General features: G+C 60.0%; 20 protein-coding genes and 2 pseudogenes. 13 read left to right on the plus strand and 9 right to left on the minus strand.

The features are described from left to right. Window positions 1-100: 100 nt before the first annotated feature. Genes ACM6IQ_RS29315 through ACM6IQ_RS29325 form a run of 3 tightly spaced genes read left to right on the plus strand, consistent with a single transcriptional unit; the run spans window position 101 to window position 3,666 of the window. A complete protein-coding gene (locus tag ACM6IQ_RS29315; protein WP_017340785.1) occupies window positions 101-760 on the plus strand; it encodes a paraquat-inducible protein A in 660 nt (219 codons plus the stop codon). Then, the gene (locus tag ACM6IQ_RS29320) at window positions 747-1,370 is read left to right on the plus strand and encodes a paraquat-inducible protein A (protein WP_017340784.1); all 624 of its coding nucleotides are present in this window, start codon (window positions 747-749) and stop codon (window positions 1,368-1,370) included. Before ACM6IQ_RS29315 ends, ACM6IQ_RS29320 begins: the two co-directional genes overlap by 14 nt. Beyond that, window positions 1,363-3,666 carry an intermembrane transport protein PqiB gene (locus ACM6IQ_RS29325; protein ID WP_017340783.1) on the plus strand — a complete coding sequence of 768 codons (2,304 nt, stop codon included), beginning with the start codon at window positions 1,363-1,365 and terminating at the stop codon, window positions 3,664-3,666. The genes ACM6IQ_RS29320 and ACM6IQ_RS29325 overlap by 8 nt, the downstream gene beginning before the upstream one ends. 143 nt (window positions 3,667-3,809) lie before the next feature. Here the strand turns inward: ACM6IQ_RS29325 and mksF are convergent, their stop codons facing one another. Genes mksF through mksB form a run of 3 tightly spaced genes read right to left on the minus strand, consistent with a single transcriptional unit; the run spans window position 3,810 to window position 8,615 of the window. Next, window positions 3,810-6,650, minus strand: coding sequence for an Mks condensin complex protein MksF (gene mksF / locus ACM6IQ_RS29330; RefSeq protein ID WP_414880514.1), 2,841 nt, complete (start codon window positions 6,648-6,650; stop codon window positions 3,810-3,812). Beyond that, window positions 6,647-7,348 carry an Mks condensin complex protein MksE gene (gene mksE, locus ACM6IQ_RS29335; protein ID WP_017340781.1) on the minus strand — a complete coding sequence of 234 codons (702 nt, stop codon included), beginning with the start codon at window positions 7,346-7,348 and terminating at the stop codon, window positions 6,647-6,649. The genes mksF and mksE overlap by 4 nt, the downstream gene beginning before the upstream one ends. Then, entirely contained in the window at window positions 7,338-8,615 is a 1,278-nt protein-coding gene (gene mksB, locus ACM6IQ_RS29340) for an Mks condensin complex protein MksB (RefSeq protein ID WP_414880515.1), read from the minus strand. Before mksB ends, mksE begins: the two co-directional genes overlap by 11 nt. A gap of 206 nt (window positions 8,616-8,821) precedes the next feature. Between mksB and ACM6IQ_RS29345 the strand changes: the two genes are divergently transcribed. Together ACM6IQ_RS29345 and rimI are read left to right on the plus strand one after the other, a co-directional pair. Continuing rightward, a complete protein-coding gene (locus ACM6IQ_RS29345; protein WP_031319121.1) occupies window positions 8,822-9,562 on the plus strand; it encodes a hypothetical protein in 741 nt (246 codons plus the stop codon). After that, the gene (rimI, locus tag ACM6IQ_RS29350) at window positions 9,555-10,007 is read left to right on the plus strand and encodes a ribosomal protein S18-alanine N-acetyltransferase (RefSeq protein WP_017340778.1); all 453 of its coding nucleotides are present in this window, start codon (window positions 9,555-9,557) and stop codon (window positions 10,005-10,007) included. Before ACM6IQ_RS29345 ends, rimI begins: the two co-directional genes overlap by 8 nt. Window positions 10,008-10,147: 140 nt before the next feature. On the opposite strand, the gene ACM6IQ_RS29355 is transcribed toward rimI, so the two are convergent. Beyond that, window positions 10,148-10,552 (minus strand): hypothetical protein, encoded by a 405-nt coding sequence (locus tag ACM6IQ_RS29355; protein WP_017340777.1) that lies wholly within the window; start codon window positions 10,550-10,552, stop codon window positions 10,148-10,150. 168 nt (window positions 10,553-10,720) lie between these two features. Here ACM6IQ_RS29355 and can point away from each other — a divergent pair, with 168 nt between their 5' ends. Next, a complete protein-coding gene (can, locus tag ACM6IQ_RS29360; protein ID WP_017340775.1) occupies window positions 10,721-11,365 on the plus strand; it encodes a carbonate dehydratase in 645 nt (214 codons plus the stop codon). 18 nt (window positions 11,366-11,383) lie between these two features. Here can and ACM6IQ_RS29365 read toward each other — a convergent pair whose 3' ends face one another. Continuing rightward, window positions 11,384-11,896: a lysine methyltransferase gene (locus tag ACM6IQ_RS29365; protein WP_414880516.1), complete on the minus strand. Its 513-nt coding sequence runs from the start codon at window positions 11,894-11,896 to the stop codon at window positions 11,384-11,386. A gap of 181 nt (window positions 11,897-12,077) precedes the next feature. Next, window positions 12,078-13,250, minus strand: coding sequence for a hypothetical protein (locus tag ACM6IQ_RS29370; RefSeq protein WP_017340773.1), 1,173 nt, complete (start codon window positions 13,248-13,250; stop codon window positions 12,078-12,080). A 143-nt stretch (window positions 13,251-13,393) separates the two neighbouring features. Here ACM6IQ_RS29370 and ACM6IQ_RS29375 point away from each other — a divergent pair, with 143 nt between their 5' ends. Then, window positions 13,394-13,720 (plus strand): nucleotidyltransferase family protein, encoded by a 327-nt coding sequence (locus tag ACM6IQ_RS29375; RefSeq protein ID WP_414880517.1) that lies wholly within the window; start codon window positions 13,394-13,396, stop codon window positions 13,718-13,720. 91 nt (window positions 13,721-13,811) lie between these two features. Here ACM6IQ_RS29375 and ACM6IQ_RS29380 read toward each other — a convergent pair whose 3' ends face one another. Next, window positions 13,812-15,230, minus strand: a complete 1,419-nt coding sequence (locus tag ACM6IQ_RS29380) for a short-chain fatty acid transporter (RefSeq protein WP_008037184.1) — start codon at window positions 15,228-15,230, stop codon at window positions 13,812-13,814. A gap of 200 nt (window positions 15,231-15,430) precedes the next feature. Here ACM6IQ_RS29380 and ACM6IQ_RS29385 point away from each other — a divergent pair, with 200 nt between their 5' ends. The 4 genes and pseudogenes from ACM6IQ_RS29385 to ACM6IQ_RS29400 all read left to right on the plus strand — a co-directional run bounded on the left by ACM6IQ_RS29385 (window position 15,431) and on the right by ACM6IQ_RS29400 (window position 18,945). After that, on the plus strand, window positions 15,431-16,744 hold the full coding sequence (locus tag ACM6IQ_RS29385; RefSeq protein WP_017340771.1) for an MFS transporter: 1,314 nt from the start codon (window positions 15,431-15,433) through the stop codon (window positions 16,742-16,744). A 219-nt stretch (window positions 16,745-16,963) separates the two neighbouring features. Next, window positions 16,964-17,596: pseudogene (locus tag ACM6IQ_RS29390) on the plus strand (PAS domain-containing protein); the annotation flags it as partial. 159 nt (window positions 17,597-17,755) lie between these two features. Beyond that, a pseudogene (locus ACM6IQ_RS29395) lies at window positions 17,756-18,190 on the plus strand (methyl-accepting chemotaxis protein); the annotation flags it as partial. Between the two features lie 155 nt (window positions 18,191-18,345). Next, entirely contained in the window at window positions 18,346-18,945 is a 600-nt protein-coding gene (locus tag ACM6IQ_RS29400; RefSeq protein ID WP_017340769.1) for a flavin reductase family protein, read from the plus strand. 4 nt (window positions 18,946-18,949) lie between these two features. Here ACM6IQ_RS29400 and ACM6IQ_RS29405 read toward each other — a convergent pair whose 3' ends face one another. Next, window positions 18,950-19,318: a cupin domain-containing protein gene (locus ACM6IQ_RS29405; protein ID WP_017340768.1), complete on the minus strand. Its 369-nt coding sequence runs from the start codon at window positions 19,316-19,318 to the stop codon at window positions 18,950-18,952. 76 nt (window positions 19,319-19,394) lie between these two features. Then, window positions 19,395-20,204, minus strand: coding sequence for an AraC family transcriptional regulator (locus ACM6IQ_RS29410; protein WP_031319120.1), 810 nt, complete (start codon window positions 20,202-20,204; stop codon window positions 19,395-19,397). 154 nt (window positions 20,205-20,358) lie between these two features. On the opposite strand from ACM6IQ_RS29410, the gene ACM6IQ_RS29415 reads away from it, so the two are divergent. Continuing rightward, window positions 20,359-21,000: a LysE family translocator gene (locus tag ACM6IQ_RS29415; protein WP_414880518.1), complete on the plus strand. Its 642-nt coding sequence runs from the start codon at window positions 20,359-20,361 to the stop codon at window positions 20,998-21,000. 10 nt (window positions 21,001-21,010) lie between these two features. Continuing rightward, window positions 21,011-22,105 carry a D-alanine--D-alanine ligase gene (gene ddlA, locus ACM6IQ_RS29420; RefSeq protein WP_414880519.1) on the plus strand — a complete coding sequence of 365 codons (1,095 nt, stop codon included), beginning with the start codon at window positions 21,011-21,013 and terminating at the stop codon, window positions 22,103-22,105. Window positions 22,106-22,117 lie beyond the last annotated feature (12 nt).

Below are 22,117 nucleotides of genomic sequence, written 5' to 3' on the forward strand. Positions count from 1 at the left end.
GTCCGGAATAAAAGCACGATTCGGACCTGCACAAATTTGCACAGTTATTTTCGACTCATGACACTAGAATAGATCCAACTTTTTCGGAGTCATAGCCTTTATGCCAGATCCGGTTGACGCCTCCGGGCTGTCAGAATTACCGCTGGACGACTTGGTGGCGTGTCATGAGTGCGACTTGCTGATGCGCAAGCCCGAGCTCGCCCATGGCGAGAAAGCCCTGTGTCCGCGCTGCGGCTACGAGCTCTACGCCCATCGGCACAATGTTGTGCAACGCAGTCTCGCCTTGGTCCTCGCCGCACTGTTGTTGTACATCCCTGCGAACTTTTTACCCATCATGCAGCTCAATCTACTCGGGCAGTCGTCACAAGACACTGTCTGGACCGGCGTTGTCGGTCTGTTCGATACCGGGATGCAAGGTGTGTCGGTCATCGTGTTTCTGTGCAGCATGGGAATTCCGCTACTCAAGCTGCTCTGCCAACTGGCCGTGCTGCTGAGTATTCGTTTTGATGTCGGCCGTAGTTACGGTTTGCTGCTCTATCGGATTTATCACCATTTACGAGACTGGGGGATGCTCGAGGTTTACCTCATGGGCGTTCTGGTGGCGATCGTCAAACTGGCAGATATGGCAGCAATCACTGTCGGTCTTGGCCTGGCGTGCTTTATCGGTTTGTTGTTGGTTCAGGTTTGGCTGGAAGTTGTGATGTCGCCTCATCAGATCTGGCAGGCTTTATCAGGAGAGGATGCCCATGCGGGCGATTGATGCAGGCATTCTGATTTGTACCGAATGCCATGAGTTGAACAAGCAGGACGCTGACACCGACGAACAGGTCTGCACTCGTTGTGGTGCGCTGGTTCACGCGCGTCGCCCGAACAGTGTGATGCGCACATGGGCGCTGCTGGTGACGGCCGCGGTGCTCTACATCCCAGCCAACGTGCTTCCGATCATGACGGTCAGCTCTCTGGGTCAGGGCGATCCGAGCACCATCATGTCCGGTGTGATCCAACTGGTTCAGCACGGCATGATTCCCATCGCCGCCGTGGTTTTCATCGCCAGTATTCTGGTACCGACGTTCAAACTGGTGGGCATCGCCTTGCTGCTGTTTTCCGTGCAGCGCCGCCAGCCACTTTCTGCACGCCAACGCATCTGGATGTACCGCTTTATCGAGTTCATCGGCCGTTGGTCGATGCTCGATATTTTTGTGATCGCTATCCTGGTGGCCGTCGTGAATTTTGGACGGCTTGCCAGTGTCGAAGCCAATCTTGGCGCCATCGCTTTCGCCAGTGTGGTGATTTTGACGATGCTTGCCGCAGTAACTTTCGATCCCCGACTGATTTGGGATAACACGGAGTCGGACGACGACCATGACTGATTTGCCTACAGCGAAAACCCGACCGGCCTCGAACTGGTCCGCCATTTGGGTGTTGCCCCTGATCGCTCTGATCATTGGCGGTTGGCTCGGCTGGCGTGCCTACAGCGAAACCGGCATCGAGATTCAGGTGCGTTTCGAGAGTGGTGAAGGCATTCAGGCCAACAAGACTGAAGTCGTTTACAAAGGCATGTCGGTCGGCAAGGTGAAAACCCTCACGCTCGACGATGAAGGCGCCTCAAAAGGGGTGATCGCCACCGTCGAGATGAACAAGGACGTGGAGCCATACCTGCGCACCAGTACACGCTTCTGGCTCGTCAAGCCGAGCGTGACCCTGGCCGGTATCACAGGGCTGGAAACCCTGGTCTCCGGTAACTATGTGGCGATCAGTCCGGGCGAAGGGGAACCTACGCGCAAGTTCAAGGCGCTGGCCGAAGAGCCGCCGCTGTCTGACGCCCAACCCGGTCTGCACCTGACCATCAAGGCTGATCGCCTTGGCTCGCTGAACCGTGGCAGCCCGGTGTTCTACAAGCAGATCAGGGTCGGCCAGATCAAAAGCTACCTGTTGTCCGAAGACCAAAGTACCGTTGAGCTCAAGGTGTTCATCGAGCCCACCTACGCCAAGCTGGTGCGCAAACACACGCGTTTCTGGAATGCCAGCGGCATCAGCATCGACGCTAACCTGTCCGGTGTGAAAGTGCGCAGCGAATCCCTGGCGAGCATCGTCGCCGGCGGTATCGCCTTCGCCACGCCGGAGAACCGCAAGGACAGCCCGCCCACCGATCCGAGCCTGCCATTTCGTCTCTACGAAGATTTCGATGCCGCCGCAGCCGGTATCCGGGTCAAGGTCAAACTCAGTGACTTCGAAGGCATGCAGGCTGGCCGGACGCCGGTGATGTACAAAGGCATTCAGGTCGGCACGCTCAAAGCGCTCAAGATCGATCCTGATCTGTCCAGTGCCACCGCGGAATTGACCCTTGATCCGCTGGCTGAGGATTACCTCGTTGATGGCACCCAGTTCTGGGTGGTCAAACCCTCGATCTCCCTCGCGGGCATTACCGGTCTCGAAGCGCTGGTCAAAGGTAACTACATTGCCGTGCGCCCAGGGGACAAGGGGGCAGCTCCGCAGCGCGAATTCGTGGCGAGGCCGAAAGCGCCGCCGCTCGACTTGCGTGCACCGGGCCTGCACCTGGTGCTGTTCACCGAGAACCTCGGCTCACTGGAAGTCGGCAGCCCGATTCTCTACAAGCAGGTCAAGGTCGGTTCGGTCCAGAGCTATCAGTTCTCGCGCACCAAGAAACAGTTGGTGATTGGCGTGCACATCGAGAAGGAATACGAAGGGCTGGTTAACGCCTCAACCCGTTTCTGGAACGCCAGCGGTATTACGCTCACGGGTGGATTGACCGGAGGAATCCAGGTCAAAAGTGAGTCGCTGCAAAGCCTGATGGCCGGCGGTATCGCCTTCGAAACACCGCAAGCCAAAGCGCCATTGCAAAAACGCATTCCACGTTTCCGTCTGTTCGCCAGCCATGACGAAGCCAACCAGAAAGGCACCGTGGTTACGATCAAGGTCGATCGTGCCGATGGTTTGCGCAGCGGCACTCCTGTGAGATTCAAAGGCCTGGATGTGGGCAAGATTGAAGACGTCGACCTCAGTGATGATTTGCAATCGGTGCTGCTGACCGCGCGGATCACCGAAGTGCCGGAGCGCATTGCCCGCGTCGGCAGTCAGTTCTGGGTGGTCAAACCCGAGCTGGGTCTGATCAAGACCTCGAACCTGGAAACCCTGGTGACTGGCCAGTACATCGAAGTGCAGCCTGCAGCGAAGAACCTTGGCCCACAGAAAAACTTCGTCGCCCTGGCGAATGCACCGGAAACCGCCAAACAGGAACCCGGTTTAAGCCTGGTCCTGAGCGCCGCTCGCCGTGGCTCGTTGAAAACCGGTGTGCCGGTGACCTATCGCGAGGTCACGGTGGGCAAGGTGACGGGTTATGAACTCGGCCAGACCGCTGACCGTGTTCTGGTACACATTCTGATCGAACCGAAATACGCACCGTTGGTGCGCAGCGGCACACGTTTCTGGAACACCAGCGGTTTTGGTTTCGACTACGGTTTGTTCAAGGGGGCGACGGTGCGCACCGAGTCGCTGGAGACGTTGATTCAGGGCGGCATTGCCTTCGCCACCCCGGACGGTGATCGCATGGGCAGCCCGGCACGGCCTGAGCAGACGTTCCCGTTGTTCGACAAGTTTGAAGATGAATGGCTGACCTGGGCGCCGAAGATTTCCCTCGGCAAATAGCAAGTACCTGAGTGGGCGTTTGTGAGGACGCTTTCGCGGGCTTGCCCGCGATGCGGCCCTAAAGTTCACTAAAAATCCCACGCAATAAAAAGGCCGCGATCCATTTGGATCGCGGCCTTTTTATTGACTTCAATTAACCCAAATCAGACCGCATCCAGCTCCGGCTCGTCTGCTTCAACGTTAACGGCAGCCTTCACCTCATCGTGACGACGAATGTACTTCCAGTCCGCCTCATCAATGTAGATGCCGTTCGGCCCGCTCCCGCCTTCCAGGTCAATCGCAACACTGGCACAGACCTGAGGTTTCACGCTCGCCAGAATCGGCACGAAGCCCAGTTGCAGACTGGTTTCCAGCAGCGCTGCCTGGTTCTTCTCGTCGATGTCCGCTGCCTCGTCGAGGTAGTACGGCAGGCGCACGCGGCCGGCCTGGTCGCGGTCCATCAAGTGCAGCAACAAGTACATGTTGGTCAACGCCTTGATGGTCATCGTGGTGCCGTTGGACGCGGCGCCATCGATGTCGGTATGAATCACCGGCTGACCGTTGACCTTGGTGATCTCGAACGCCAGTTCGAACAAGTCCTTGAGACCGAGCTGGTTGTGGTTCGCGGCCACCAGGCGCGCCAGGTATTCCTTGGCTTCTTCGTTCTTGTTGTCCTGATCGGCGCTCTGGCTCAAGTCGAACACGGAAAGGGTTTCGCCTTCTTCGTACTGGCCGGCGCTGTGGATGATCTGGTCGATGTGCTTCAACGCTTCCTTGTTCGGCGCGAGGACGATACGGAAGCTCTGCAGGTTGGAGACCTGACGCTTGTTGATCTCGCGGTTGAACAGCGCCAGTTGATGCTCGAGGCTGTCGTAGTCGCTGCGGATATTGCGCAGGGTCCGGGCGATGTCGGTGACCGCCGCGCGACGTGCCTTGCCGAGGGTCAGGGCTTCGTCCGTGCGATGCGCATAGGCGTTGATCAGCAGTTGCAGGCGACGCTCCATATCGTCTTCGCTGTCGAACTTGGCCACGCCCTTGAGGCGCACCTGAGCGTATAGCGCGTCGATCTGGCCATCGCTGCGCAGCAAACCCTGCCAGCTGTCCTGATAGTCGTTGAGCAGCGGCAGCAGGTTGTCCATGGAATCGTCGATCGGGTCCATGAACGGCGTGCCGAACGGCAGGTCTGCCGGCAGCAGTTGGCGGCGGCGCAGGGCGTCGTCGAGGGTGCGCTGCTTGGCTTCCATGTCGCCGATCTGTCGGCCGACCAGTTGCAGCTTGGCCGACAGTTGCTGGACGCGTTCGGTGAAGGCGTCGCTGGAACGCTTCAACTCGTCCTGTGCCGCTTCCATCTGTGCCAGTTGCTCAAGCTTGTCGCCTTCTTCGGCGCTCAGGGTTTGCGCGCGACGGAAATCTTCCAGGGCTTTTTGCGCGTCCAGCACTTGCTGGTACAGCGCTTCGGTCTGGGTCTTGCTCGCGGCGCGGTCGGCGGCCACGGCTTGCTGGGTTTTCAGTTGCTTGAGTTCTTTGTCCAGACGCTCTTTCTGATCGCGCAATGCTGCACGGTCAGCCAGCGCCTGCAACGCCGGAGGTTCGATGTGCGAGAGGTCGATGGACAGGCCCGGCACTTCGAAGCGTTCGCCTTTGAAACCGTCGAGGATCAGCTCCATGGATTTGACCCACTGACCGTCTTCGTCCAGCGCGATGCCGTGCTCGCCCAGCGGCAGGCTGAACAATGCGCTGTTGAACAGGCGCATCAGGCGCTCGACATCCTGTTGCGAGAACTCTTCGCGCAGGCGGGCGTAGCTGTTGTTGTCGGCATGATCGAGTTGCTGCTTGACCGACTTCAGGCGTTTTTCCAGATCCCGCAGACGTTCTTCCAGGTCTTCGGCAGAGAATTGCCGCGACTGCGCCAATGCGCCGGCCAGTTCATCGTGAGCGTCCTTGGCCGCGAGCAACTGCTGTTCCAGCACTTTCACGTCATCGACCAGCGCGAAGCGATTCTTCAGCGCCGAGAGTTCGCCGAGCCAACGCTGGATGCCGGTGATTTCCCGCTCCAGGCGCATCAGCTCCTGAGTGCCGCCACGCTGATCGTTTTGCAGTGCGTCCTGCTCGTTACGGTAATGCTCGGCCTGAATCGTCAGCTCTTCCTTGCGCGCACTGGCGTAGTCCGACCAGGTGCCGAGCAACGAATCGAGCAGCGGCGAGATCCGGTGCAGTTTGCCGCGCAGGATATTGCGCTGGGTCACGCCTGCCGCGAGGGCTTCAACCAATGGACCAGCAGTGACCAGGGAGTTGTAGTCCTGCTCCATGCGTCGTACATCGCGGAACGCTTCTTCGCACGCGGCGATGTAATCGACGCTGCCGGAACGCAGGCTGTGTTCGAAGGCATCGAGGAACAGCTGCTTGAGTTTGGCAGCGGTGATTTCGCGCATGTGCAGCAGGTTGATGAACAGAGCGCGGAAGGTCTTCAGGCTCTGTTCGCTGGTGGAGCGCAGCGGGATCAGGGTCAAATCCAGCGGGATCGACGTGTGGCCGCCGACCAGCAAGCGACGCAGTTCATCCGGCTTGAGTTCGTAGGCCTTCAGGCCCTCGCGTTCAAGGTTGGTAAACAGCTCTTTCTGACGCAGGCAGGTGTCGTTTTTCTGGTAATGCGCCAGATCCAGTTTGCCGGCGTAGGCAAAGAACTGATGGCCGAAACCACCGCCCGGGCCGCGACCGACCACACCGATCACGTGCGGACCGTGGGGCAGCGAGACTTCAACGAGGATGTAACTGGTGTCCGAGGCGAAGTAGAAGCGCCGGGATTGTTCCAGGCTGTACTTGCCGAAACTCATGTCCGACATGCGCGCCAGAATCGGGAATTGCAGCGCGTTGATCGAGGCGGATTTACCGAGGTTGTTCGCGCCGTAGACCGACAGCGGTTCTTCCAGCGGGAACAGGCCGAGGCTGTAACCGGCGGTATTCAAAAGGGCAAAGCGGCGGATGCCGTAGCGTTCCTTGCTCATGCGTCGGTCTCCTGTTCTTCGGCAATGGCGCGGGCCATGGCGTCTTCTTCGCTTTCTTCAGCGAAATCGCTGAGGTCCAGCGGATCATCGGTCTGCAACAGTTTTTCGTCGCTGTCGTCGTCGATCAGCACCGGAACCGGCAGCGGCAACACGCTGTGCAGGCTGGCGGCCAGGTCACGGTCCTGCTGGACCGACAGGCAAACATCGAGGAAACGGTGCATCGGCGGCAGGAAACGGTAAACGCCGTTTTCTTCGCCGGCGAAACCGAGCTGCGTCATGCGGCGCATGATTTTTTCTTCGAGTTCTTCGACAGTCTGCACTTCAGCCTGAATGAACAGGTCGCGGTACTTTTCCAGCAACGACGGCAGTTCGTCGCGACCGAGGCTGCCGCCGTCGAGCACGGCAATCGGGTCACGGCCCTGATCGGCCAGATGCTCGACGAGGATGAAGGTGAACAGCGCCAGACGTTGCGCAGTCTTGTTCACCGCAGCGGCGGCGAGGTCCGGCACGAAGTAGTAGAAACCCCTTGTATCGCAGACCAGTTCAAAACCCAACGCCTTGAACAGCGTGCGGTACTGATCCTGGAAGTTCGACAGTTGTGCGTACAGCTCCGGATCGCGGCGGCTGACGTGGTAGCCCTTGAACAGCTCGCGAAAGATCGGCGCCAGCTGGGACAGTTCGGATAGATCAAGATGCATGTGGGATGCTCGCAGAATCCTCGGCGGCGGTATCGCGGGCCGAGAGCAGGGCGAAGGAGCGCAGGCTGACCTGGTGCTCGTGAGTGTGGTAATCGCGGCGTTCCAGACGCTCGCGTTTGAAACGTTTTTCCCGTGACAGGCGAGAGAACCAATAAAGCAGTTCGTCGGTGGCGCCGTCCGGCTCCTGCTCCAGCAACCAGCTCATCAGGTCCGGCATCGGCAGGGCATCTTCGCAGCGTTCGAGCATTTCCCGAACGGTGCGTGGCGCACGCGGTGCTTCGCCTTTCTGGGTCTTGTGGGCCTTGGGGAAGCGTGCTGGCTTTGGCTCGAAACGGGCCAATGCGTAAACATAGGCTTCGACCTGACTGGCGCTGCCGAGGAAGGTGCTTTGCGGCCGAGTGAACATCGGCATTGCCGCTTGCGGCACCGCATCGATGCCTTTGCGACGAATGGCCGACAAGGCCAGCGCCGCGCCACGGGTCACGGCGTTGTGACGACGGGCTTCTTCGCGCAGCGGCAGCAGCAGTTCGCGGGCATGACGCAGGGTCAATTGGGCGCTGGTTTGCATTTCGAGGATGCGCGCGTGGGTGCGCAGCAGCATGTCGTCATCGACCAGGTGGCCGAGGCGTTGCTGCTCGGTGAGCATCTTCAGCAGGACATTTTCGACCTTGCGCACGCCTTGCTCGAAGGCGCCGTCAGCGTTCACCAACTGAATCATCGGTTCGACGTATTCGTCCCAGGTCGCCAGTACTTCAGCGTAACGCTGACGCAGGGGAATCTGCCGGTCGCTGGTCTTGGCGCGCTCGGCCACGGCCACCAGGGCCTGTTCGTCGTTGGCGAGTTTCTTCAATACATCCCGTACGCGCATGTCGAGCAGGCGCAACTGGCGCGCCAGGTCGTGGCCGTCGCGGATGTCGAAGGCGTCCTGGATGTAACCGGCCAGGCGTTCGAGGTGGCGCAAATAGGCTTCGATTTCCAGGCACAGGCCCAGACGGTGCTCTCGGCGCAGGTAAGCGAGGAAGTCGTGGATTTGCGCGTTGAGCTCGAAACGGTTCGGGCTTTTCGCCACGGGAACCAGAATGTCGAGGCGGATCCACACGTCCAGCAGACTGGTGATGTCCTGCGGCGTACTGTCGAGTTGCTGGGCGGCCAATTGCGTGCGCAGTTCGTTGAGGCTCAGTGTGCCTTGGTCGAAGTGCTCGCACAGTGGCTCCAGAAGTGCCCAGTGTTCAGCGAGGGCGCGCAAGACGCGCTTGGGTTCGATCATCGGAATGGCCGGCTGGTTGGCGATTAAAAGCCGCGATTGTACTGCATCGGGGGCGATGCGATTAGGTGGAAAGACTGTCGGTGAAGTCTATCGACCAACAGCGCGGGCGATCTTGAGCGAAGGGCGGTAGAATCAGCGCACTTTAGTTATCCACAAGTGGCCGACCTTTGCTAATCGAGTCCCGTCGTCGCGCTTATTTGACCGCCATGCAGGTGGTCAACTGGCTGCCGCGCACCGAATTGCCCTTTGCCGCGCCTTCGCGGCCAGAGCTACTGGAGATGCCCGAGCCATTGGTCGTCGCACCGGTGGCGCTGGCGCCAGTGGTCGATGCGCCCGCGGAACCGGTGGTCAAACCGGCCGAACGGGTAAAAATAGAGGTGCCGCGGCCATCATTGGCCAGCACGCGTGACAACGCCAAGGTTGAAGAAGAGGAGGCACCGGTCGCGGTCAAGGCGCCCGTCGTGCCACCGCCGCGATTCGCCCTGCAACTGTTGCGCGCCGGTCGCTGCCTGCTGCTGGTGGAGTTACCCACAGGCGAAACCTTCCAGACCCGCGACCCCGCGTATCTGCTGCTCAAGGACATGCTGCGCGCCGCCGGTCTGCCGGACAGCCCGCAGATCGTCGGCGAACCGGTGCGCTGGCCGCTGCTGGCCCGAGGTACGATGGATCAAGGCCCGGAAGCCGCTCGTGATTTTGTGCAAGGTTTTCTCTCGGCCCGCCTGGAAGACGCACCCTGCGTCTGTGTGTGGCTGATCGGCCTGCCGGCGGTACGTTTCGCCGCAGAGGCAAATGCCGAATCCTTCAACCGTGAACTCCAGGTCGACGGCCTGGGTACGGTCTGGGCCCTGCCGGGTCTGGAATTATTAATGGAAGAGCCACAGCGTAAGGCTGATGTCTGGCAAGCCATGCGTCGGCTGATGGCGCGCTGGAAAGAATCGAATGAGTGACGCTGTATCGTTTCGCCCGATGACCGAGGCGGACCTGGACGCTGTGCTGAAAATCGAATACGCGGCGTACAGCCATCCGTGGACCCGCGGGATTTTTCTCGATGGGCTGGGCAAGTACCAGATCTGGCTTATGTTTGAAGGTTCGCAACAGGTCGGGCACGGCGTGGTGCAGATCATTCTTGATGAAGCGCACCTGCTGAACATCACCGTCAAACCGGAAAGTCAGGGGCGTGGGCTGGGTTTGACGCTGCTGGAGCACCTGATGGCGATTGCCTGCAAGGCTGAGGCGCGGGAATGTTTTCTGGAAGTGCGCGACAGCAATCGGCCGGCGTTTCGGCTGTATGAGCGGTATGGGTTTAACGAGATTGGCCGGCGTCGGGATTATTATCCGGCGGTGGGCGGGCGCGAAGACGCGGTGGTCATGGCCTGCACCCTGGTTGACTGACGCATAACCATTGTGGCGAGGGAGCTTGCTCCCGCTGGGCCGCGAAGCGGGCCTGATCGTGAGCAGGTCATAATCTATGCGACTGCTTCGCAACCGAACGGGAGCAAGCTCCCTCGCCACAGAGTCAAAGAATTACAGACTCACCGATTCCCATCCATCGGTTCCCGCTTCGCCAATTCCTCCTCATCCAGACCATTACCCCCGCCGATGTCATCTTCATCGACAACGCTCAAATCCCAATCGGCCTGGCCTCCTTCACCCGCCTCATGGGCATCCCGCGCACCGTCTTCACGGATCAGTGTTTCCGGGCTCATGTCATCATCGGTAGACTCATGGTCGGCGGTCGAGGCGCCAGTCATGCCGGCTTCGCGCACGCGCTCGCGCGGCATGAGTTGCTCGCGCTCGTTTTCCGGCAGTTCATCGCCGATTTTGGCACTAGGTTCTTCCTCATCGAAATCCAGCTCATGCATCGAGCCCATGCGGTCTTCGTTGTCGTCGATGGGCTCGGGTTGCACCGCATCGAACGGACGTCGTGAATCAGTCATGGCAATTCCTCATACTGTGGGCCTTACTACGGTGGACCCACTGGGTTCCTCAGAATTCAACCGCCATGGCGTTCAGGTAATATGCATCAGCGGCAATCTGCATCTCGCGCGTGACCCCGACGGACGGTTGTCTGTCAAAGCTGCGCATCATTATCGAGGCTTCATTGCATGAACGAATTACAAGATCTGATTGATAACAACGAGCGCTGGGCTGACGCGATCACTAAAGAAGATCCTGACTTCTTCGCCAAACTGGCCCGTCAGCAAACACCGGAGTTCCTCTGGATCGGCTGCTCCGACGCCCGCGTGCCGGCGAACGAGATTGTCGGCATGCTGCCCGGCGACCTGTTCGTCCACCGCAACGTAGCCAACGTGGTGCTGCACACCGACCTCAATTGCCTGTCGGTAATTCAGTACGCGGTTGACGTGCTCAAGGTCAAACACATCCTTGTTACCGGCCATTATGGCTGCGGGGGTGTGCGCGCCTCGATGCAGGATCGCCAATTTGGCTTGATCGACGGCTGGCTGCGTTCTATTCGCGATCTTTATTACGAAAAGCGTGAAGAACTCTCCAAACTGCCTACCGAGGAGGAGCAGGTTGATCGCCTCTGCGAACTCAACGTGATCCAGCAAGTGGCCAACGTCGGGCACACCAGCATTGTTCAAAATGCCTGGCACCGCGGGCAGAAACTGTCGATTCACGGCTGCATCTATGGCATCAAGGACGGTCGGTGGAAGAGCCTGAACGCAACCATCAGTGGTTTTGAGCAGTTGCCGCCACAGTACCGCCTGCGTCCGTTCGAGCCGCTGTAAATAACATCAGCAAAGGCTTCACCGACGCCAATGCTGGAAGAACGACTGGCCATCGACATTCGGTGTTTCGTCGTAGCCAGTGATCCAGCCTCGGCAGCAAGGACAGGCGCAGCGGCAGGCGAATTGCCGCTGCAGCTTGTCTTCGGTCATGGCTAAGTCAATCGTCAGCCGATCGCCTTTCCTGATGTCTTTCAGCGCCCATAACCATAGCTCGCTCATGTCGAGAAAGGTGTTGGGGTCGCAGGCGTGGCTGAGCAATCCACAGAACCGTGGGTCGTACACGTGGATGCCCGGCGCCATTTGCCGGGTATGTCGACAGCGATACGGCAATAGATGTCCGGAAACCCGGCAGATTCGACTCAGGCGTGGAAACTCCCGCAGAGCGCAGACGGCTTTTGCCTTTGCCTGAGGGCTATAGACGATCTGAAAATCTTCCAGGGAGGGGAATCCAAGGCTCAACGGCAGCTCAATAAACGGGTAGATGCCTTTGGACGGCGGTGGGGGTAGTGCTTGTTCAGCGTGGGCTTTCATAACAATCCTTGTCGGCGGGGCGCTGCGACTTCCGTCAGCTGACATCCTGTCAGCCCTGCAGCGAATGGGGACGTCCCAAGACTCTCGCAAAAGAAACAACCGGTCTACTGTCATAACTGACAGAGGAAAAACGCGCGTTCCCACGACAGCCAAGGCTCACGCAGGAACGTGGTTCAGCTTTTTACAAATGTGGAGCAGGTACCGCGGTCGCAGGCGCCGGGACCTTGAGCTGTTTGAGCTGAGTCTTGATCGGCGCCGTCGAGCATTTGGCCGTGGCTTGTCCTGGCGTCAGGTTGCGGATCGAGGTGTAGAACAGCTCGCAGGTTTTATCGGCCTGGGCCACCTGCCAGGTCTGGGTGCAACTTCTCAGTTCAATGTCTGGATTGCTGTCCGGGTCTCGGCCCATGGCGGCCTGCCAGCACGCGGCACTCAAGTCCTGGCCCATGACTTTCAGGCCCGCCGCGTCGGCCTGGGCCTGGGCATCCTTACCGGAATAGCTGTCCGGGTCGGCGGCGTACCAGATGTAGCTCGGGTGGTTGGAACCCAGCACCGGCACTTTTACCCCGTCCTTCGGACTGATGGTTGCCAGGCCCAGCACGTTTACGGTAGGCCCATATTGCTGCTTGATCCAGTTGCGTACCGGCGCACCGAACGCGACCATCGGCAGCGTGGTACCGCTGGCGTTCTGGCTGACTTCCTTGACCATGGTGGTCTGGTAGTCCTTGAAGTAGTCGTAGACGCCTTCCAGATCCTTGCCGGCGTTGGAGGGCGCGGCAATCGGGGCGATGTCGATGATGGTCTGGAATGCCGGCGTCTGATCGGCAGCGATCCCGTTGACCGTCAGCAACGTGGCCCACCGATCAGTGGTGGCCGACTTCAGGTAATCCTGCGCCTGGGTCAGAGAGTAATCCGGCGGGAAGTGCAGCAACTCGACGCTTCTGCGGTTCTCCAGCGCCATGCCCAGCGGCAGGAACAAATACCAGCTGTAAGCCCATTTGCCGTCGGCATTCAGCTTGCTGGCGCCGGTGTAGGCCAGGTCGCCTGCATCGAGCAGCGCCGCCAACGGCTTTTCATAGCCCCGGGGCACCCCGGTGATCGCGGCATAGAGTTGATCGTTATCGGTTTTGACCTGCACCTTCGCATCACTGTAACCATCGCGCTGCACGCTTTGCGTCAGGTAATGCTCGACGGTTTGCTCCAGCGTCCAGTTGCGAAAGCAGATCACGTTGCAGTTGTTGGGGTAAGCAAACAGCCGGGTGACGCGCTCGGTGCTGCCCAGCTTCAGATCGGCGTCCGCATGGGCGGCGGCACTCAGGGTGAGGGCCGCGAGAGTGAGTCCTGCGAGTTTGAACATGCTCAGATCCTTTTCAGCGTGTGGGCCTCTGAAGCGGAGGCGGGTACAGTGGGATGTGACAGGTCAGGTTACCAGTGGCGCAGTGTTTACCTCTCTCAAGCACTGCTGGACTGGCGCAATACTGCACTGGGTAAAGGTGAAAAATGAAGCCCTCCACCGCTCTTGATCTGCAACGAGCAGCCGTTCGCGAGGTTGTAGGCCGCTTTCGTACAGCCAATCCTCGCGTGTTTGGTTCGGCACTGCTCGGAACGGATAAAGAGCGGAGTGACCTTGATTTGCGGGTAGATGCACTGCCAGGCGCCACGCTTTTCGATCTTGGCGGTCTTCAGGTCGAACTCGAGGATTTGTTGGGGGTGAGTGTAGATCTGCTGACGCCCGGCGATCCTCCAGTGAAGTTTCGCCAGCAAGTGCTTGAGCAGGCTCGTCCATGCGCAATCGCATTGCTCACGGCTACTAGTGGTGTGGAATAAAGTCCAAGCCGCTTTGCTTGAACTTCTGAAGGTGTTACCCACCGATCAAGGCTGATTGCACCTGCCTCACAACAGGTGCAATCAACTCCGTTTACGGCATCACCGGCGCCGTATACGTCAGCGTCGTCCCCAACGCCCACAGCAGAAACAGCACCAGCGGCGTGTGCACCAGCAGTTGCACGAACGAAAACCCGATCAAGTCCCGCGCCTTCAACCCCAGCACGCCCAGCAATGGCAGCATGTAGAACGGGTTGATCAGGTTCGGCAGGGCTTCGGCGGCGTTGTAGATCTGCACGGCCCAGCCCAGGTGGTAGTTCAGGTCGGTGGCCACTTGCATCACGTACGGCGCTTCGATGATCCACTTGCCGCCGCCCGACGGAATGAAGAATCCGAGGATCGCCGAGTACACGCCCATCAGCAGCGCGTAAGTGTCGTGGGAGGCAATTTGTACGAAAAAGGTCGAGATGTGGTGAGCCAGGGTTTGCGCGTCAGTGCCTTTGACCGTGGTCATCAGCGCGGCGATCGAGCCGTACAACGGGAACTGGATCAGTACGCCGGTGGTGGTCGGAACCGCGCGGGACACCGCATCGAGGAAACTGCGCGGGCGCCAGTGCAGCAGGGCGCCGAGCATGATGAACAGGAAGTTGTAGGTGTTCAGCCCGGAAATCGCGCTGATCGCCGGTTTGGTCGAGAACTCGTGGAACAGCCACCCGGCTGCCAGCAACACCAGCAGAATCGTCAGCAACGGGCTGTGTTCCAGCCATTCGCCGGGGCGAGTGCGCGGTTGCAGTGGCGGCAGGTTGAAGCTTGGATCGATGCCGCAGGCTTTGGCATCACGGGCCGAGTTCGGGCCGGGTGCGGTGGCGTAGGCAATGATCAGCGAAATCACGATCAGCGCCAGCAACATCACGCCGGACTGCCAGAGAAAGATCGTCTGTGTGAAAGGAATCACCCCGGTGATCGACAGAATCGACGGCGGCAGGCTGGCCGGGTTGGCCTGCAATTGGGCGGCGGACGACGACAGGCCCAAGGCCCACACGGCGCCAAGGCCCAAATACGCTGCGGCGCCGGCCGCGCGGTAATCCATTTTCAGATCGACACGGCGGGCGAGGGCGCGCACCAGCAAGCCGCCGAACACCAGCGACAAACCCCAGTTCAGCAGCGACGCGACCATGGAAATCAGCGCCACCCACGCCACGGCGGAACGACCGTTCTTCGGGATTCGCGCCAGACGGTCGATCAGCTTCACGGCAGGCGGCGAGCTGGCGACCACATAGCCGCCGATCACCACGAACGCCATTTGCATGGTGAACGGGATCAGGCTCCAGAACCCGTCACCGAACGCCATGGCCGCGTCGGTGGGCTTGGCGCCCATGAACAGGGTGGCGACGGCGACGATAATCACCGCCAGCGCGGCGAACACCCAGGAATCGGGAAACCAGCGTTCGGCAAAACTTGAACAGCGCAGGGCAAAGCGGGCAGAGCGGGTATCTTCGATATCAGCAGCCACGGGAGTACCTCTATTTTTATGTTTGTTGTGGTCTTCCAGGCCGCAGAGGCCCGTCTGGACAGGTGCCAACAGTAAATCAAACGGTCATGTTTTGTGACGAAGTTTTACCTGGCTGAGACTTTGGTCTAACGGGTTGTCCACTGGCGCGTTTGCGTAGACCATGGGCGCCTTGGTTTTTTGCCTACACCAGAGTTTTTTTGATGACAGCCCATAACGATTCGCGCCCGGCACCGTTCAGCCGCTCGGACTACAAGACCCTCGGCCTCGCGGCCCTCGGTGGTGCGCTGGAAATCTACGATTTCATCATTTTCGTGTTTTTCGCCCTGACCCTCAGCCAGCTGTTCTTTCCGCCGGAAATGCCTGAATGGCTGCGCCTGCTGCAAAGTTTCGGGATTTTCGTGACCGGTTATCTGGCGCGGCCGTTGGGCGGGATCCTGATGGCGCATTTCGCTGACCGGCTGGGGCGCAAGAAAGTCTTCAGCCTGAGCATTCTGATGATGGCGCTGCCGTGCCTGCTGATCGGCATCATGCCGACCTACGCCCAGATCGGCTATTTCGCGCCGCTGCTGCTGTTGGCCCTGCGCATTCTGCAAGGCGCGGCGGTGGGCGGTGAAGTACCGAGTGCCTGGGTCTTCGTCGCCGAACACGCACCGGTCGCGCACCGTGGTTATGCACTCGGTTTCCTGCAGGCGGGACTGACCTTTGGTTACTTGATCGGCGCGCTGACGGCGACCTTTCTGGCACAGGCGTTCACCCCGGCGGAAATCCTCGATTACGCATGGCGTTACCCGTTCCTGCTGGGTGGCGTATTTGGCGTGATAGGCGTCTGGCTTCGCCGCTGGCTCAGCGAAACCCCGGTGTTCATGGCGATGCAGGCCAAGCGTGATGCCGCCGTCGAACTGCCATTGCGCACGGTTCTGCGTGAGCATCGCCTGGCCATTTTACCGGCGATGATTCTTACCTGCGTGCTGACCTCGGCGGTGGTGGTGTTCGTGGTCATTACCCCGACCATGATGCAGAAAACCTTCGGCATGACCGCCAGCCACACCTTCGCCCTGAGTGCGCTGGGCATCGTGTTCCTTAACGTCGGCTGTGTGCTCGCCGGGTTGCTGGTCGACCGCATCGGCGCCTGGCGCACCGTGATGCTATACAGCCTGTTGCTGCCACTGGGCATTGGCGTGCTCTATACCAGCCTGATCATTGGCAGCAACTGGATCGGTCTGGCGTACGCGATTGCCGGCCTCGGTTGCGGCGTGGTCGGTGCGGTGCCGTCGGTCATGGTCAGCCTGTTTCCGGCGCGGATTCGCGTTTCAGGGATTTCCTTCACGTACAACATTGCCTACGCCGCGTGGGCGAGTATCACACCGCTGTTGCTGATTGGCCTGATGCCTTGGAGCCCTTGGATCTGCGTGATTTTCTGCGCAGTGATGGGCGCGGTGGGCGTGAGCAGCGCGTTGTATTTCGGTGCGCGCATGTCCAGAACAGGCAGTTGCCCGGCGGCGGGCGCCATTTGATCGAAAGTGGCGCGGCGGATATGACAACTATTTTTGTAGGACAAGCCTGAAACACTCTTCAGAAAGTATTCCCAAGGCCGATGGCTAGGCTGCATGCCGCTTTCTATCTCTGCCCATCGGTGCTTTCCCATGTTCAACAAACGCTTGAAGCAAGAGTTGTCGGCTCTTCGCGAAGAACTCTCCAGCCTTCAGCAAGTGAAGGAAAGTCTGGAAAGCGAGATGCTGGTCCTGACCCTTGATCCCGATGGGCGAATTCAATCGGTGAATCAGAACTTTCTCAGCGAGATGCTCTACAAGAGCCATGACCTGATCGATCGTCCGATCGAAGACATTGTGCCTCCCCACGTGAAGTCCGATGAATTCCACCACCGTTTCAAGGCTGCGCTGACCCGTGGCGAACATTTCGCCGGTGCGGTGCGCCTGCTGCGTGGCGATGGCCAGGAGGCCTGGTTGCGCTCGATCCTGCAGCCGGTGCGTTCCTCGGACGGGCGGATCAAGCATTTTTCGATTTTTTCCAGTGATCTGACCCGCACCATCGAGGCCTCCCGTGAGCACGAAAACCTGATCGGTGCGTTGGTGCGCTCGACGGCGGTGATCGAATTCGACCTCGCGGGCAATGTGCTCACAGCCAATGAACGGTTCCTCAACGGCATGGGTTACAGCCTGGCGCAGATCAAGGGCAAACATCACCGTACCTTCTGTGATGCGCAGGAATACAACAGCGCCGAGTATCAGGACTTCTGGCGACGCCTGAATGCCGGCGAATATGTCGCCGGCCGCTTCAAGCGCGTGGATAGCCACGGGCGTACGGTCTGGCTGGAGGCGTCCTACAACCCGGTGGTCGACGCCAACAACAAGCTCTACAAAGTGGTGAAGTTCGCCACGGTGATTACCGATCAGGTCAATCAGGAACTGGCCGTCGCTGAAGCGGCGAACATTGCCTATGGCACCTCGCAGCATACCGATCAAAGCGCCCAGCGCGGCACCGCCGTGGTGACGCAAGCGGTGAACGTGATGCGCGACCTGGCCAAGCACATGCAAACCGCCGGCGAAGGCATCGAGGCCTTGAACGAGCAATCGCTGGTGATCGGCACCATCGTCAAAACCATCAGTGGCATTGCCGAACAGACCAATCTGCTGGCGCTCAACGCGGCCATCGAAGCCGCCCGGGCCGGTGAACAGGGCCGCGGTTTTGCCGTGGTGGCGGACGAGGTCCGGCAACTGGCTTCGCGCACCAGCCAGGCCACCGATGAAATTGTCCTGGTGGTCCGTCAGAACCAGGACATGGCGCGTAACGCCGTGTCCCTGATGACCGACGGCAAACTCCAGGCCGAACAAGGCCTGGCGCTGGCGGCAGAGGCGGGGACGGTCATTGTCGAGATTCAGGACGGCGCGCAGAAGGTGGTGAATGCGGTCGGACAGTTCGCCAATCAGCTGTCGAGTTGATGGTTAGCCTTTAAAAGATCGCAGCCTGCGGCTGCTCCAACATTGGAATGACGTACACCCTGCAGGAGCTGGCGCAGGCTGCGATCTTTTCGACTGCTCGAACTCCCTATCTCGGGAGTTCGCTACAATCGGCTCTTTTCCCAGGAGCAGATGCCATGAGCGCTTCCCACCGCCGCCCGGTTCCCTTGTCCAAGGCTTATCGCCTGCTCAATCATGGGCCGACCGTACTGGTCAGCGCGGCCCATGACGGGCAGCGCAACATCATGGCGGCGGCCTGGGCCATGCCCCTGGATTTCGAACCGCCGAAAATTGCCGTGGTGCTGGACAAGTCCACCTGGACCCGGCAACTGCTGGAAGCGTCGGGCACATTCGTGCTGAACGTACCCTGCGCCGCCCAGGCCGATATCGTGCAAACCGTTGGCTCGACGTCTGGCCTGGAGCTGACTCAGGGCCAGGGCCGGGACAAATTCCAGACCTATGGCTTGCAGACCTTCGGCGGCGAACTGATTGATGCGCCGATGCTCGAAGGTTGCGTGGCCTGGCTGGAATGCCGACTGCTGCCGGAGCCCGGCAATCACCAACAGTACGATCTGTTCCTGGCCGAAGTGATTGCCGCTCAGGCGGACGACCGCGTATTCAGCGATGGTCGCTGGCATTTCGAGGGGTACGATGCGTTGCGCACCTTGCACCACGTGGCAGGCGGGCATTTCCTGACAATCGGTGATCCGGTGGACGGCAAAACCCTACAGCCCTAAGACGTCACACCCAAACGTCATTTTCAGCCGTGCGCTCGCCGCCATTGCTGCCGGTGTTCAGCACGCCCCGGGGTTCGATCAGCAGGAGTTTCACCTCCTGCCCGGCGAACGGTTTGTGCTCGACCCCCTTGGGCACCACATACATTTCGCCGGCATTCACCAGCACGTGGCCATCGCGAAAATCGATGCGCAACTGGCCTTCGAGAACGATGAAGGCTTCGTCGGTATCAAGGTGGTCATGCCAGATGAAATCCCCCAGCAGCTTCACCACCTTGAACTGGTAGTCGTTCATTTCGGCGATGACCCGCGGTGTCCAGTGCGCGTCGATCCGGGAGATTTTTGCAGCGAAATTCAGGCTTTCGTAGGCTTTCATGGAGCAGCTCTCGTGGTTGATCGTGAAACCACGATAGCCACCGCAGCAGCGTGCTTCTTGTACGATTGTGCGTGGCTCAGCGGCGGTGCATTTTCATCCAGCGCGCTGGCGACAAACCGTAGGTTTTGCTGAACTGGCGGGTCATGTGGCTTTGATCGGTGAAGCCGGCGATCAGCGCGGCGCTGACCAGCGACTGGCCCTGAATCAGCAGCGAACGAACCAGGTCGAGGCGGCGCATGGTCAAGTAACGGTAAGGGCTGGTGCCGAACAACAGGCGAAAATCTCGCGACAGGCTCCAGCGATCCCGGCCGCTGTGGTGCGCCAGTTCTTCCAGCGTCACGGTGCGATCCAGTGCGCTGTGCATGTATTCCCGCGCGCGTTCCGCAGCCCTGTAGTCGAAGCTTGCATGCCTGGCAGTGACTCCGCCAGCGCTGTTCAAGGCTTGCGCCAGATCGAACAGTGCGTCTTGCGCTTCCAGCGGTTCGAGGGGGGTATCGAGGCTGCGCAGCAGAACCTCGGTGGCGGCGAACAGGCATGGATCGGTCGACAAACCGTTCTTGATGAACGGCAGTGGCTGACCGCCGAGCATCTGCTGGATAAGTGCCGGTTCTATGTACATCATCCGGTACTGGAATCCGAGCTCGGTCCCGGCTTCGCCATCGTGGATTTCGTCCGGGTGCAGCACGATCGTCCCACCGGGCAGGCTGTGGCGCCAACCGCCGCGGTACTGAAAGCGCTGCACGCCGGCGAGGGTGTGACCGATGGCGTAAGTGTCATGACGGTGCAGGTCGTAGCCATGTCCGGCAAAAAACGCCTCGAAGCGCTGCAGCCCCGCCACATCGGGCGCGCGGTGGAACCAGTCATTGTGCGGTGGGTGCCTGGTCATGCTGATCGTTGCCTGGAACTCGATGCCGGTCACGTTAACCCAGTGAGCGGTTGTCTGTCTTCTGGCCGATGTAAGCCCGCGCACGAGTAGAAAATCGAAGGCAAATGTTGCACTGTGTGACACATTCTCTGAAGCCAAGAAGGCGACCCGCATCATGGAAACTTCCCACCTGAGCTATGCCGCTCCGTTGTTGTCGCTGGCGCTGTTGTGGACGGTTGCCGTGGTGACGCCGGGGCCGAATTTTTTCAACATCGCGCAACTGGCCGCCAGCCAATCCAAACGGCACGGGGTGGTGGCCGCACTGGGCGTGGCCACTGGCACAGTGCTGTGGGGGCTGGCGGGCGGGCTGGGCATCAAGTCGTTGTTCAGTGCCGCGCCGACGCTCTACCTGAGCTTCAAGATTGCCGGTGGCTGTTATCTGATCTATCTGGGCTTGAAGCAGTTCAGGCGTAAACCGCCCGTGGTGGCGGGCAAGTCCGGTTCGATTGACGGAGCGGGGCGCACGTTACTGTCGGTGTATGGCCAAGGATTCCTGGGCAACATGACCAACCCAAAATCCGCCTTGTTCGTCGCGACCATCTTTGCGACGGCCATGCCCGCGTCCGTGCCGCCGATGTTACTGGCGCTGGCCGTGCTGACCATGGCGACCTTGTCTTTCAGTTGGTACAGCGGCGTCGCGCTGCTGTTTTCCAGTCGTCGGATGGCGGGGGCTTACGACCGTTCGCGTAAATGGCTGGATCGCTTTGCCGGCAGTTGCTACGTGCTGTTCGGTGCGCATCTGGTGGCCAATCGTTGAGGAATCCTGAATGAGCAAACTGCGGGTAGGCATTATTTTTGGCGGCCGTTCGGCGGAGCACGAGGTGTCGCTGCAATCGGCGAAAAACATCGTCGACGCGCTGGACCGGTCGCGCTTCGAACCGGTGCTGATCGGCATCGACAAGCAGGGCCACTGGCACCTCAATGATCCGTCGAATTTCCTGCTCAACCAGGAAAACCCGGCGCTGATCGCCCTCAACCAGTCCAACCGCGAACTTGCCGTGGTGCCGGGCAAGGCCAGTCAGCAACTGCTGGAAACCTCAAGTCAGGAGCTGCTGGGCCACGTTGACGTGATCTTCCCGATCGTCCACGGCACCCTGGGTGAAGACGGTTGCCTGCAAGGGTTGCTGCGCATGGCCGATCTGCCTTTTGTAGGTTCCGATGTGCTCGGGTCGGCGGTGTGCATGGACAAGGACATCAGCAAACGCTTGCTGCGTGATGCCGGGTTGGCCGTCACGCCGTTCGTGACCTTGACCCGCGCCACAGCGAGGCGCATCGGGTTCGCCGAGGTCCAGGGCAAGCTCGGCCTGCCGCTGTTCGTCAAACCGGCGAACCAGGGCTCTTCGGTGGGCGTGAGCAAGGTCAACGACGAAGCCGAGTACACGGCAGCAGTCGAACTGGCTCTGGGTTTCGATGAGAAAGTGCTGGTCGAGTCGGCCGTCAGCGGCCGCGAAATCGAATGCGCGGTGCTCGGCAACGAAGACGCCATCGCCAGCGGTTGCGGCGAAATCGTCGTGCGCAGCGGGTTCTATTCCTACGACAGCAAGTACATCGACGCACAGGCCGCTGAAGTGGTGGTGCCGGCCGACATCAGCCGCGAAGCCAGCGAACGCATTCGAGCCTTGGCCGTCGAGGCGTTTCAGGTGTTGGGCTGTTCCGGGCTGGCGCGGGTCGATGTGTTCCTGACCGAGACCGGCGAAGTGCTGATCAACGAGATCAACTCGCTCCCCGGTTTCACTCGCATCAGCATGTACCCCAAGCTGTGGCAGGCCGCCGGCATGACCTACAGCGAACTGGTCAGCCGCCTGATCGAGCTGGCGCTGGAGAAACACCAGGCGCGGCAGGCGCTGAAGATTTCTCGCTAGGCTGCGCGGGAC

Source organism: Pseudomonas sp. IT-P100 (genome assembly GCF_949767185.1).
Classification (GTDB): Bacteria; Pseudomonadota; Gammaproteobacteria; order Pseudomonadales; family Pseudomonadaceae; genus Aquipseudomonas; species Aquipseudomonas fluorescens_B.